Origin of the sequence: Paenibacillus sp. FSL R5-0701, from assembly GCF_037973995.1 — a bacterium.
Lineage (GTDB): Bacteria > Bacillota > Bacilli > Paenibacillales > Paenibacillaceae > Paenibacillus.
The window spans coordinates 4,761,210-4,773,908 of the sequence record NZ_CP150230.1; the positions used below are offsets into that span (position 1 = coordinate 4,761,210).

Here is a 12,699-nt window from a genome sequence, read left to right on the forward strand (position 1 = left end):
AATAGTGTGACTGGAATGGAACGTGACAGAAACCTCTAAAAGCAAATCTGAACAATACGCACACGACCTATAGTTGATATAAGCAATATTCCAAGCATATTGGAAACCGCGAATCTACACGAAAAAAAGCGTTATTAGCAATAAAGTTAGGAAATCCGCTAAAAAAACAAACAAGGGTTTCAGCTCATTTGAGCTGAAACCCTTGTTTAATAGATGCCGAGGACCGGGATCGAACCGGTACGGTAGTCACCTACCGCAGGATTTTAAGTCCTGTGCGTCTGCCAATTCCGCCACCCCGGCAGGATTATGTATTTCTTGGCGACAAGAAATATCTTACCATGAACTAATTAATTTTGCAACACTTTTTATAAAAATAATCTAACTATATAAGTTTAACTAATGATTTACACGATAACGGAGAGGACAGAAAAAACTGAAAAAGCGAAGCGTTCGCCTAAAAGCTTTCTGAAAGAAAGCTGCATCGGAAGCATACGCTATCACCGGAATTTCCCTTGAGAAAAGGGAATCGAAAAAATCTGGGGATAACAGCGATTAGAGGTTATTCTGTCATCGAAGTGCCAGTGTAAATAATCTTTAGTTCAACTTATATAAATGAAACAGGCACTGCAAGCGTCAGCTCACAGTGCCTAGAAAGTCCGAGTTGCGGTCCCGGACTTCCGGTAAACCAATCTATATTAAGGGAGGTGTGAGATAAGAATACCTCCCCAACATTAAAGAAACCTAAAATCAGCCTTAAATTAAACTAAAAAAGTAAAATAGGTCGAACACGAGCCGCTTCTTCCTCACTGCACTCCACGATAACCAAGATATGGTCCTTTAACAGCCAATCTTCGTAATACCGCGCATCCTCCTCCGAGATCCCCGCTTCAGTCAGTGTAAGCACCAAATCATCGGTCTCACTCCCAATCTCATTACCAGCGAGTCTGCGCACTGCATTTCCGATCGACATCGTCTGATCCATTCGCTTCCCCAGACCAGCCAATATGCCTTTCAGAGCGCCAAAGGCACCATCTGTTCCGGCACCCTTCAAAGGTTTGGGCAGCCCCGTCTTTTCGCTCACCAGCTCCAGATTGAGCTGCTCCTTCGCCACCGCTCCCAAATATTTATCCTTGATGCCTTCCTCTTTCACTTGATTCAGCATAATTATAGCCTCGTTCTCGGTACGGGCCAGCCCAATAATCAATTGTGTCATTCCGTTCCCCTCCTTTTACCCTAATATAACCCCGTAATCCCCATTCAAAAACGGATCATCCACAGCTAAGACAAATCACCTAGAAGATTGTTGATTTCTCTTCTGGAAATCTATACCTAGTTCTGATAGACTAGATAAAGAAGACAAATTAACCATTGAAAACATTGACATATGGATTTAACATCTCATAATCAGGAGCAATGACTTATGAAAAAAGAGGTAGAAATTGCCATCCGGCGCAAACAACAGATCATGGTTCGTAATACAAGCGGTCAGACGGTAACCGGTTTTCCCGAGCGCACCGCTGATACATCCATTCTCTCCTTACGTACCGTTCACGGCAGTCTGTGGATACCGTTTGATGAGGTTGAACATGTTACACGTCTGTTAAGCATCCGGTCTCATCATTTGAGCGGAATGCAACTCGTTTAGTCGGCTCTGTAATCCTAGAAACTCAGTTCCCGTATAGATACGTTAACTAGATCTATTTATGCCAGCACTTTATACCAAAAAACCAGACGCATGCACGTCTGGTTTTTCTCTTCTACTTTTCCTGTACCACGCTGCCACTGACCTCACAACAAAGGCCTGACTATCCTTGTTTCTGCCCGACCATATCCTGTTGTTACTTCACTACAAACTTCACTCGTGTTCCATCCGGATATGTACTTAACTGATTCCCTACCCATGAACCTGCACCACGATTATCTTTCGGGGTAATGTACTGGATATCTGCACCTGTTCCTCCCTCAGCGCACATCGCCATGGGCCACTCGTCACGATCCTTACCTTTTTTGACCGGAACACCCTTAAGTGATAAATCCCGATTGCCTTCCGCTCCATTACGATCAATGGTGCATACATCCGAATGCCCTGCCTTGATAGCAGCTTTAATATGGTTGGCCGTTTCGGGATAACGCTCTGAAGGGAACGTAATGGTATGGTCCACACTCTTGTTAGTCCCTACGAATGGATTAGGTATCTCCTCCGGCCATTCTCCCCCAGCCCAGGCATAAAGAGCTACCAGCAGCATCGCTAGCAGCGTCAGAACCTGCTTTTTGAAACCTTGCTTACCTTTACGTTTTCTTCTTGTGCGTCTCTTACTCATGCTGTGTCTCCCCCATTCAACACTTGCATTATAACAGAACACCCGTTCGTAAAACAATCCAATAAAATAAAAAAACAGCCGAGACCGCCCGGCTGTCCAGCTTGTTTGATTATCCTACATTGGGAATGGCCTGTTGGCGCAGCAAGGGCAGTATGACCTCAAACTTTGTGCCTTTCCCCTCAGTACTCTCCACCGAAATCTGGCCATTCATCAGTTCCAGCAGTTCTTTGCAGATGGTCAGACCCAGACCGCTTCCGCCAAATCGGCGCGCATGGGAGATGTCGGTCTGAATAAATGCATCAAACAATTGTTCGATCCGATGCTGGGGAATGCCAATCCCCGTATCACGCACAGAGAACATCAGTACAAAGGTATCCATCAGTTGTTGCCTCACATCCACCTGTAACTGCACTTCACCTTGTTCTGTAAACTTGATCGCATTACTCAGTAAATTATCCAGTACCTGCCGAAGTCTTAGCGGATCACCGATAAGCACATCCGGAACATTCAGATCAGCATGACAGAGCAGACGTATGTGTTTATTCCGTGCCGCAGGCTCATGTGTCTTTACAATCTGTTGAATCAGCTTTAGAGGTTGAAACTCAATGTTTTCAACATCCATTTTGCCTCTGCCCAGTTTCGCCATATCCAGGCTATTGTTAATGATGTTAAGTAGCGCCTCACCTGATTGACGTGCTAACTCAAGATATTCTTTCTGCTCATCCGTAGTTTCACCCATACCGACAAGTTCGATCATACCCATAATGCCGTTAAGCGGGGTACGAAGCTCGTGATTCAACTTGCCGATGAATTCCAATTGCCCTCTGCTGTTCATCTCAGCCATGGAAGCGGCAAACTTCAATTGCTGTTCAGCATACTTCCGTTCTGAAATATCGTATTGAATGCCTACAAAATATAAACACTCTCCGGATTCATTAAAGATCGGATCAATATTCAGTTCGTTCCAGAACTTCTGACCACTTTTTGTATAATTTAAGATATCAATCTTAATGGATTGTTGTTTCTTTAATGCATCACGGATCTGCATTACCGTTTCGGAGTCTGTATCCTGCCCTTGCAAAAATCGGCAATTGAGTCCGACAGACTCTTCATACGTGTATCCTGTCAGCCGGGTAAAGTGTTCGTTTACATACATGAGCGGAAGCTCAGGCAAGGTAGCATCGACCACCGTCACGGAGGATTTCACTTTCGAGATGATAAATTCCCATTGTAATGGGAGTTGATTATGTTGGCTCATGCCTTCCTCCTTCATCTCATACACATTAATGTTTATATATTCTGCAATCGTACATTATAAGGAGAGAAAACTAACCGAATGGTATGTGTTGATATAAAACCAATATATTATAATTGTAACACAGTTATTCAAGTCATGTGGTTCTTGGGTAATAGTTGATAACTAACATCCCACAATAATCTAACAACTCATCAGGAGGAACATACATGAAATTTCTGTTAATTATCATCATTATCATTTTGATTGTAGTCTTTTTTACCAGACGCAAACGTTAAGATGAGATCTGTTATGTAAGTCAAGAAAGGAAGATGGGTATGAGAACCCTCTTTTTTATATTCATGATCCTGTGCATCATCAATTTCTGTTTCCCAAAATTCGGCTGGTATCTACGATATGGCTGGATTTCCCGGGGTGAAACGGAGCCCAGCAGGCCTTATATGACTATGGTCAGAATGACCAGCTTGTTGATGTTGCTTATCGCCTTCACTCTGACTATGGCATGAACTATAGAAATCCGAAGACAACTGTCCTATTGGGCAGTTTCTTTTTTTGTGCTGAAATGACGGGAAAATGATAACTTTGTTTGTGGTGCGAAGATGACAATGCCCGTAATATAGATATATCGTTTCGGAAAGGACATCATTGGCATGAACATCGCATTTTATCCGTACTGGGCCGCCAAAACGCTGCTCTCGCTTATTAATGTCATATATATCATGGTCATTACTACGTATATATACGGTCTCACTGGATCGGTACTCTCTGCTGCAATGTTTCCACTTATTCAGATCATTACACGCATAATAGCAGGTTTCACTTTGCCATTACTTGTGAACCGTTTCCCATTCTCCAGACTAATGATCAGCATTTCCATAGCCAAAACATTAATCATGACCTGTATAGCCATTTCGTTGAATCACTTGATTTCACAATTGCCGCTTCTATTGATCGGAGTGGTCATACTATCCTTTTTGGACGGATGGGAAACTCCGTTACTGAAGACTTTAACGCCACGATTGGTTCAAGGTGAAGACCTTATAAAAGCAAATAGCCTACTATCTTTCTCCAATCAGACTGTAACCATTGTCGGTTACGCCATGACGGGATTCGCCGTGATGAACTGGGGGGCGTCACAGACCTTCTGGGCAGCTACAAGCCTGTCCTGGGCCGTTCTAATCTTCATGATTGCCATGGGCTCGCTCACACGGAATGTAGAACAACCTCAGAAATCTGCTGTATCGCGGAATGTATTGAGGGAAGGTTGGAGTATACTTTAGAACAATCCATCCTTACGACTGATTACGCTTATGGACATTGCCCAAGCACTTGCGGGTTCCATCTGGATCGGAGCTGTTACGCTGGCCTTTGCAAAAGAAGCTCTGGGACGAGGAGAAGGTTGGTGGGGACTCATGAACTCGAGTTACGCTGCTGGAACCATGCTTGGAGGTATTCTGGCTCTTGCACTGGCCAAACGTATTCAGAAACATCTAATCGCTAGTATGACCATGGGTTCTCTTCTCTTCAGCCTGCTGACCGTCGTTTATGGTCTAAACAACCTGCCCTGGCTCGCTCTGGTGTTATGCATACTCATGGGTCCAGTTAATCAGATTCGTGATGTGGCTCAGCAGACAGCGCTTCAGAACAGTGTACCTGTCGAATCTCTAACCAAGGTATACACCACTCATGGCGTCCTGATATCCACGGTTATGAGTGTATCCATAGTCATCTTTGGTCTAGTCGCAGATCAACTGGGCGTTCGATGGGTATACCTTATCGGTGGAGCCTTGTTTATTGTGTCTGCGATATGCTCATTATCGTTGAGCAGGATTCACAGGAACCATCCCATTACTAAACATACGAAAAATATGTAAATCAAAAGAGACGAGCAACATTCTGCTCGTCCCTCACAATCTCAATCCAATCGATAATCTGTCAGCGGCCTGCCTTTTTTATAATACAAATTAGGTGACAATATATTGAAGAAAATATGCACATCCGGCATGTATGCTTCTTCCAAAATAGCTTGCACCGACGATGCAATCCGATTATGAATCTCCTGGTCACGTTGAAACATCAGAATCTCTATAGAAGCCGGAGAAGGTGTTAGCGATTGGACATCATGACGCTCTGCCTTCATTCTCTCCCTTGGAATATGAGTAATTAGGGCCATCTGCTCTGTAATTTGGGGTACAACTTCCTCTAGCTGAGGACCTGTGAATCCTTTAAAGCGAATAAACGGCATTGCTATCCCTTCAATCTCTGTTAATAGTCTCTTATGTGATTTTAAGCACATTGTTTTCAGTTGTCAAATGTCACGGATGGCATATGTGGCTTCTTATAAATAGGAAAAGCCCCGCTGAAGTCTCAGCGGAGCTACTGTTTGCACGTTTCTATACGTGACTTACAGCCAGAAAGATTTTGTGATGATCACGAGCAGAATGAACAGTACGAGAATTGCGCTTGTAGAAGTCCATCCGCCGCCAAATCCTCCAACATTACCACCACAACCGTATCCAACTTGACTCATTTGATTGGCCTCCTTTGAATTTCAAGGTATGCCATAACATATGCGTATTCCGCGCAAGTGACCGGGCGATTCGGCAAGTTCATCAGCCCATTCATCTGGTATTCATGCCTGGTAACTTAACCAGATGGGTCGATGGAGATTCTCAGTTGTATTTCATGTGACTCCTGAGGTGAAGGGTCTGTATTTCCTCTGATCAGAAGGATTGTACGAGTACGTGTATCACTTCGGGATGCCAGAACAACCTCTCCATCAGGAGTTATACAATAAGCGATTGGAATGGAGATCCCGCTATCACGGTATGAACCATCCGCATGGCTTGTCCCCATGACAATACATTGATGCTGCAAGGCGATCTGCCGAGCCCCTTCGACCCACTCACTGTACTGCTCTTCACTGAACATCCCCACACCAATGGAATGCATCACAATGTCCACATTTCCTATATTCTCGTTGCAAAATCCTTGCAGGACCAGCTCATCACACAACAAAGTGCTTATTACCCAACCCTGTTCCTGAGCCGTCTCAGCAGGTGTATATTTTGCTTTCTCCGATACAATCTCTCCAGCCTTACTGATCATAATCGATCGGTCCTTTGGACGTTCGTTCAGTCTGCGATGACCCGATACAATCATGGTCCCATATTCAGCCGCCAACCTGCAAGCTTCCTCAACATTCTGGTTCAGATAACCTTCAGGAAAAAATAATACATCTGCATCAGGATGTTGCTTGAGTTCGGCTTCAAGCTGCAACAAATCCTGTTCGAGCCTCGGTTGTCCAATGATAATCTTCATCTGGCATCCCCCATTCATAAATAAAAGCCGGTTCATACCTGAATAAGGTACGAAACCGGCTTAAAGGTTGTACGGACAGAACTCCTGCTCACCGTACTTCGCTTCAAGAGTAATTGGTTCTCATGTTATTGCTCGCTGAAACAATTACCTTTACAGTTGAATGATATGTAGTTAGGCATTTCTACGTTCAATACTATCATATATCGCCTGCCCATCATAGCTTCGATCTGTCGCGATATCTTTCACAAAAAGGGCGCTGCCTGCAGCACTGTTTGCATTAACAGACAGAACGCTAAATGCACCAACAACCCACATTAATGGATATAACACAACGGATAAGGCTTTTTTCATATTTTTGTCTCCTTTGCTGTTGAAATAGATGATTGGTTGAATATCCCATTAATGCGATTACACCCCAAATGAGTTTCAATTTTATATACAACCTTAACCAACATTTTACATACAGGAGACAAACTACAATCGTTCCGTTCAGATCAACTCGAAACTCTGGAGCAACGCTGCTGCCTCTTCATGATCAGGTTCCAGAGCCAATACTTTATGGGTATATGACAGGGTTTCTTTTTCCAGTTCAAGTTCATAACAGCACACAGCCAAATCGTATAAGACGGCTGGATTATGGTTACTCGGGTCTGCAACCAATGATATCTCCAGAAACCGTTTGGCATCCTCATACATATGCATCTCATATAACAGCTGCCCTGCCAGAAATGCGAGACCTCCTTGATGCTCCATCACATAGTAGGACGACCACATCGTATGAATACCAGACTGAATATCAAGCATTTCCTCATCACTTGCATCAGGAAGAAGACTGGAAATGTGCGTCGCACTGTGAATCAAGAACTCAGCATCATACCCGCCCAGACGCCAAAACGGCAAAATATGCTTCAACTCCATACTTTCGATCCGTTGGTCTATCCATTGTTTCATGCTGAAAAAGTCATCCGGGCCAAAACGTTCAACAAATCGATGGTAGGCCAGACGAGTGTTCACATAAATGATGGGTTCCTCCACCACCAACATGCATCCAACATTCAGATCTTTATAATGATGTGTTGTGAATCGTGTATAGGCACCCTGCTGTTCCAAGACATATTGAATGGCATGGTAGTTAGCCGTTAGAGAAAAGCTCCCATGAAGAACAAATTCAGGTGGCTCTGCGAACTTCCAGTTATCCAGGCGATGATCCCCTTTATCAGCGGTAATCAACACATAACCTGACTGTGACAGCTTGTTCAACCGTTCGAGACAGGACAACCCGATTGCAGGGAACAGAATGTGCGAATCCTCCAGTTCCTCTTTGTACAATGTGATAAGCTCCTGATAAGGATAGTTATCCGCACTGTATTCCGGCTCTCGGCGATATTCATAACTCAGCGTCATGTTCTTCAGCATCTCAGCAGGCTCAAGATCAAGACGACGATCCGGGGATTGTACAAGCAGATCGCACTCATAGATCTCGCCATCCCCAATGTAGATTAATTCCTGTGGAATGCTGTCAAAAAAGTAATTAGCAATCAACAACAACGGTTGTTTCAGATCACCGGGCCGAATAACCGTACCTGCAACGGCCAGATTCAACTCCGTATCCGCTACAGCGTCAAAACGTGCAAAATCCACTATACCTTGTTGAATAAAGGATTGCATGGATGGATGCTCCTGCCAACCCAGTACATTCTCCGCTACGAGATCCGTCATCACATATCTGAATGGAGGTAACTCTATTCCGGCAAAATCCTTTAACTCGATCAGTTTAACGAGGATTTGATGCGCCAAACGCCCTACTCCCGCCCCAAGTTCCAGAATGGTCACAGTCTCGGTGATCTGTCCCTTGTTCGCGAGGTCCTGGAGAAAACCAAAAATCATCTCTGCATACGCAGTTGCAATCATTGGATTACTGGTAATATATTGAGGCACCTGATTCTCAGTCCAAGCCTCTAGCCCTTTCTGTTCATAGTAAGCTCGCTGCCAATCCCAGACCGGGGCTTCGCTGTAACGAAAACGTTGAATTTCATTTGACGTCATTAAACGTTAAACCTGCTTTCTATCTATAATTTCATAAGATTCTTAGATGTTCATGTATCACTTTATTATCGAATACCATTCCAATCTCTGTAATGTATTATATCATAGAACCTTATCGACTCGATGAAGTCAGTGTTCCCTTTCAACAAGAAAAAAACCTGCTTTTGAGGGCAGGCCTGTGATGTCCTTCATTTTGAAAACTGATTGATCTAATCCACTTTGGAGCAGGTGCACTCAACATTAATCGGAATACAAAACTCCGTCGAAGTTCTCAGGGCCAACACGGACTGTTCCCAACAAGTTAGAGCTCACAAATGCAGTATACGTCAATTGCGGTGTGATTGGCGGATTGAAGTCATCGGCAGAGAAGGTAATAATCTGAGGTGCCAAGATGCTCAAGCTAAACGTAGAAGTTGCAGAATAAATGACAGGGTCTGTTGGCGCAGTTCCTCTGACAATCGTAATGGTTATTCCAGCAACCGCCAATGGAAGTTGCACAGACACAGTTCCCTTGAACTGAACCCGTGGGTTTGCTCCAATGCCAGCAGTGGTTATCAAACCAATCTGTCCAAATAACTGAGGCGTGTTAACTACAAGGATGGGTATGGAGATTGATCCTGCCAAACTCGCATTCTGCGAGGTTCTTGCATCAATAAATTGACTCATGAAATCTACCTCCTGTGTGTGGGATAGGATAGTATATGCGAGATTTGATATACGGCATGGACATACATTGAGATGCGCAAAAAAGGGCATACCAACAGTTCCTTGATGACTTTTTACCTTTTGACCCAGCCGCTAAATGCAGACAGAAAAAAACCCTTGCTAGGCAAGGGTTTTAAGAGTATGGGCCCTACAGGACTCGAACCTGTGACCAATCGGTTATGAGCCGACCGCTCTAACCAACTGAGCTAAGGGCCCTAGACATAATGTATAACGTGCAGATGATGGCTGTGAATCATCCAAGTGAAACTAAATTGCGGGGGCAGGATTTGAACCTGCGGCCTTCGGGTTATGAGCCCGACGAGCTACCGGGCTGCTCCACCCCGCGTCAGTAAGAAATATTAAAACAGCGACTTAATTAATATACACCATAATACCCTAATAAGTCAAGGGGTAATGTCAGGGAATAAAACGTACACCATAACGACCTTTGCGTGAACGATACACTTCGACTTCTGCTGGTTCATTATGACCATAAATCCACCCATCTTGCTCCATACGTTTGGCCAGACATCCTGCCTGAAATTTGGTTGCATACAACTTGCTGAAATATACCCAGTGCATACCGCTCGTCCTTTCCGGAGTCGTCATTTATTCCTGCTTTTTGTAGAATACCCCATTTTCATAAAAATAGCCGCCAAAGATTAAAATCTTCAGCGGCTATCCTTATCATGATATGACTACTTCATCAAATCTTATTGAAACGTAGCTTTAGGATCCTTTTTCAATTTCTCCAGCATCTCGTTTCCTTTAGCTGCCCACTCACCAAGCGCTTCTTTTGGTGTCTTTTTATTCTCTAGCACTTGGTTGAAATATTCCATACCTTTTTCATTGACTTGCCATAAGCCTGGGGATTTTTGATACATTTTATCCAGATTGGTATTGGTTGGCGGAATCGGCTTCAGCGCATAGAATGCTTGAATGTTATAATCCAGGCCGTCTTTGGGTTTAATGAAGCTCTTCCGTGATACCATCTCGTAGCTGCTACGTGCTTTGATCTTAGCCCAGTCCTCACTGTTCATGTACTTGATCAGTTCCCACGCATCATCCGGGTTCTGAGCCGCACTATTAATCGCCATGAGGTTGCTCAGATAGATGCTGCCTCCAATTTCAGGAGCTTCCGGGTGAACTGGCGGTGTTACCACATCCCAATCCACTTTCGTAAAGTCTTTCATTTTATCCGCATTTTTATTGGCATCAATTAATTGATTAATATAGCTGTAATCACCAATAACCATGGCTGACTTGCCACTCAGGAATAGGTCACCCTGTACTGGATCATAACGCCCACTCGGATCCTGATCCTGTGGTTCGTCGCCTTTAGGAATAACTTTGTCAATCGCAAGTTTGCTGATGGTGCTCCACACTTTCTCCCATTGAGGAGAATCTACTGTCATCTTCTCTGCTTTGTCATCAAACGTCTTCAGCTGCAACGAGCTGTAGTACTGCTGCATGGAGTAGTACGGCGAACCACCCTGATATGTCGTGAAGGAGAAACCAAATACATGATCTTTACCTTCACCTTTCGTTAGACGGGTACCCAAATTGAAAATATCATCCCATGTCATGTTGTCCGTTGGCGGTTCCACGCCTGCTTTTGCAAACATACCCTTGTTATAGAACAAAGCCGATGAGGAGAACGTTGGTGTCAATGCATAAATGCTCTGATCCCCAAGGTCCTTAATTCCCTCCAGTACACTAGGCACGATATCACTGGTATCAAACTTATCTTCCTGCATCAGTGGGTCCAGCTGTTTCACCAGATTCTCCTGAATTAATGATTTCACTGTGGCGGTATCAGCCACGATAACGTCAACCGGGTTATCCCCAGTCATAATCTTCTTCAGACTCTCCATCGTATCCGGAACTTCCGGCTGTTCTTCCGTGTTGCCATACCCATACATGCTGCTCTGATCAACAGCAGCCACAATTTCGATGGTTACATTGGGATGTGTCAATTCAAAAGCATCGGTGAACTGCTGACGGAAGTAACTATCATCCTGTCCTCCCCACAACGTTGCCACACGTAATACACGCTGTTCCGTATCCTTGGCCTCACTTGCCGTACAGCCGGCAATCAGCGGCAGTGCCAGCGTCGCAGTAGCGATGACTGCCAGCACACGTTTTCCCCACAAGCTGTTCTTCATCTTCCAATTCCCCCTCATTAATTATCTTGGCGGCGTAATAACAATACGTTCACCGTCAAATTCCAATGTAGCCCGATTATCAATGGATAAGGCCTCCAGATACTCTTTTGGCACCTGAAGCCGTCCTGCACGGTCAATAATGACAAATGCTTCGTGAATGTCCGGCATACCCGCTTCGGACAAGTTATGCTCATCATCCAAATTTGGATTGCGCTTCACAAACTCGGTACTGGTCAAGCCGTCCCGAATCGCAACGATCCGGTCTACCTTGCCAGCAAGCGTCAAGTCATGGGTAACGATGACAATCGTAACGCCGAGTTCCTTGTTCATTCTTCGGAAAATGCCCATGATGGTATCACATGTCTCGGAATCGACCGAACCGGTTGGTTCATCTGCAAGCAGAATTTTGGGACGATTGGATAATGAGATCGCAATCGCTACCCGTTGTTGCTCTCCTCCTGACAATTGATGCAATTTGTTATGCATCCGATCCTTAAGGCCTACCCATTCGAGCAACTGTTTCGCGTAAGCACGATCACGCTTGCCTCCCAGAATCATGGGAGTCTCCACATTTTCCAGTGCAGTGAGATAAGGCAGCAAGTTACGACCGTTATTTTGCCAGATAAAACCTACCGTATGACGTTTGTATTCGACCAATTGGGCATCTGTCATCTTGAGCAAATCCCAGTCTCCCACAACGGCCGTACCAGCCGTAGGACGATCAAGCCCGCCCAGAATATTCAGCAGTGTGGATTTACCGCTACCGCTGTTACCGATGATGGCCATCATTTCACCTTGATTGACAGTCAGGTTGAGACCCTGAAGGGCAACGACTTCCACATCGCTGGATTTAAAAATTTTGACAAGTCCTTCGCATTGGATCACG

The 12,699-nt window shown here is 44.6% G+C and carries 16 protein-coding genes and 3 tRNA genes; 4 read left to right on the forward strand and 15 right to left on the reverse strand.

All coding sequences use genetic code 11. The annotated features are described in order from the left end of the window. Nucleotides 1-214: 214 nt before the first annotated feature. Both MKZ13_RS21040 and MKZ13_RS21045 read right to left on the reverse strand, forming a co-directional pair. Nucleotides 215-300 (reverse strand) — tRNA-Leu (locus tag MKZ13_RS21040). A gap of 463 nt (nt 301-763) precedes the next feature. Beyond that, nucleotides 764-1,213, reverse strand: coding sequence for a general stress protein (locus MKZ13_RS21045; protein ID WP_253501886.1), 450 nt, complete (start codon nt 1,211-1,213; stop codon nt 764-766). Nucleotides 1,214-1,420: 207 nt separating this feature from the next. Here MKZ13_RS21045 and MKZ13_RS21050 point away from each other — a divergent pair, with 207 nt between their 5' ends. Then, nucleotides 1,421-1,645 (forward strand): hypothetical protein, encoded by a 225-nt coding sequence (locus MKZ13_RS21050; RefSeq protein ID WP_017687353.1) that lies wholly within the window; start codon nt 1,421-1,423, stop codon nt 1,643-1,645. Nucleotides 1,646-1,838: 193 nt separating this feature from the next. Here the strand turns inward: MKZ13_RS21050 and MKZ13_RS21055 are convergent, their stop codons facing one another. Both MKZ13_RS21055 and MKZ13_RS21060 read right to left on the reverse strand, forming a co-directional pair. Next, nucleotides 1,839-2,321, reverse strand: a complete 483-nt coding sequence (locus MKZ13_RS21055; protein WP_339177911.1) for a NucA/NucB deoxyribonuclease domain-containing protein — start codon at nt 2,319-2,321, stop codon at nt 1,839-1,841. 109 nt (nt 2,322-2,430) lie between these two features. Beyond that, nucleotides 2,431-3,579, reverse strand: a complete 1,149-nt coding sequence (locus tag MKZ13_RS21060; protein WP_339177913.1) for an ATP-binding protein — start codon at nt 3,577-3,579, stop codon at nt 2,431-2,433. 314 nt (nt 3,580-3,893) lie between these two features. Between MKZ13_RS21060 and MKZ13_RS21065 the strand changes: the two genes are divergently transcribed. The 3 genes from MKZ13_RS21065 (at nt 3,894) to MKZ13_RS21075 (ending at nt 5,450) form a co-directional block, all read left to right on the forward strand. Further along, nucleotides 3,894-4,082 (forward strand): DUF6199 family natural product biosynthesis protein, encoded by a 189-nt coding sequence (locus tag MKZ13_RS21065; protein WP_145323098.1) that lies wholly within the window; start codon nt 3,894-3,896, stop codon nt 4,080-4,082. A 144-nt stretch (nt 4,083-4,226) separates the two neighbouring features. Further along, nucleotides 4,227-4,856, forward strand: a complete 630-nt coding sequence (locus MKZ13_RS21070; protein WP_339177915.1) for an MFS transporter — start codon at nt 4,227-4,229, stop codon at nt 4,854-4,856. A 30-nt stretch (nt 4,857-4,886) separates the two neighbouring features. Then, nucleotides 4,887-5,450 (forward strand): MFS transporter, encoded by a 564-nt coding sequence (locus MKZ13_RS21075; protein WP_339177918.1) that lies wholly within the window; start codon nt 4,887-4,889, stop codon nt 5,448-5,450. Nucleotides 5,451-5,491: 41 nt separating this feature from the next. On the opposite strand, the gene MKZ13_RS21080 is transcribed toward MKZ13_RS21075, so the two are convergent. The 11 genes from MKZ13_RS21080 to MKZ13_RS21130 form a co-directional block, all read right to left on the reverse strand. Further along, on the reverse strand, nt 5,492-5,821 hold the full coding sequence (locus tag MKZ13_RS21080) for a DUF1904 family protein (protein WP_339177921.1): 330 nt from the start codon (nt 5,819-5,821) through the stop codon (nt 5,492-5,494). A 159-nt stretch (nt 5,822-5,980) separates the two neighbouring features. After that, nucleotides 5,981-6,106, reverse strand: a complete 126-nt coding sequence (locus MKZ13_RS21085; protein WP_083657089.1) for a sporulation protein YjcZ — start codon at nt 6,104-6,106, stop codon at nt 5,981-5,983. Between the two features lie 116 nt (nt 6,107-6,222). Beyond that, nucleotides 6,223-6,897, reverse strand: coding sequence for a hypothetical protein (locus MKZ13_RS21090; protein WP_339177925.1), 675 nt, complete (start codon nt 6,895-6,897; stop codon nt 6,223-6,225). A 171-nt stretch (nt 6,898-7,068) separates the two neighbouring features. Continuing rightward, nucleotides 7,069-7,248, reverse strand: a complete 180-nt coding sequence (locus MKZ13_RS21095; RefSeq protein ID WP_339177927.1) for a hypothetical protein — start codon at nt 7,246-7,248, stop codon at nt 7,069-7,071. Nucleotides 7,249-7,386: 138 nt separating this feature from the next. Beyond that, nucleotides 7,387-8,943 (reverse strand): tetratricopeptide repeat protein, encoded by a 1,557-nt coding sequence (locus MKZ13_RS21100; protein ID WP_339177929.1) that lies wholly within the window; start codon nt 8,941-8,943, stop codon nt 7,387-7,389. Nucleotides 8,944-9,183: 240 nt separating this feature from the next. Continuing rightward, nucleotides 9,184-9,609 carry a hypothetical protein gene (locus MKZ13_RS21105; protein ID WP_237174401.1) on the reverse strand — a complete coding sequence of 142 codons (426 nt, stop codon included), beginning with the start codon at nt 9,607-9,609 and terminating at the stop codon, nt 9,184-9,186. A gap of 181 nt (nt 9,610-9,790) precedes the next feature. Further along, nucleotides 9,791-9,864 (reverse strand) — tRNA-Ile (locus MKZ13_RS21110). Nucleotides 9,865-9,920: 56 nt separating this feature from the next. Continuing rightward, nucleotides 9,921-9,994: transfer RNA gene (locus MKZ13_RS21115), tRNA-Met, on the reverse strand. A 71-nt stretch (nt 9,995-10,065) separates the two neighbouring features. Continuing rightward, nucleotides 10,066-10,230, reverse strand: a complete 165-nt coding sequence (locus tag MKZ13_RS21120) for a hypothetical protein (protein ID WP_017687342.1) — start codon at nt 10,228-10,230, stop codon at nt 10,066-10,068. 131 nt (nt 10,231-10,361) lie between these two features. Then, on the reverse strand, nt 10,362-11,813 hold the full coding sequence (locus MKZ13_RS21125; RefSeq protein WP_339177932.1) for an extracellular solute-binding protein: 1,452 nt from the start codon (nt 11,811-11,813) through the stop codon (nt 10,362-10,364). A gap of 21 nt (nt 11,814-11,834) precedes the next feature. Further along, a complete protein-coding gene (locus MKZ13_RS21130) occupies nt 11,835-12,698 on the reverse strand; it encodes an ABC transporter ATP-binding protein (protein WP_036614799.1) in 864 nt (287 codons plus the stop codon). Between the last annotated feature and the right edge of the window lies 1 nt (nt 12,699).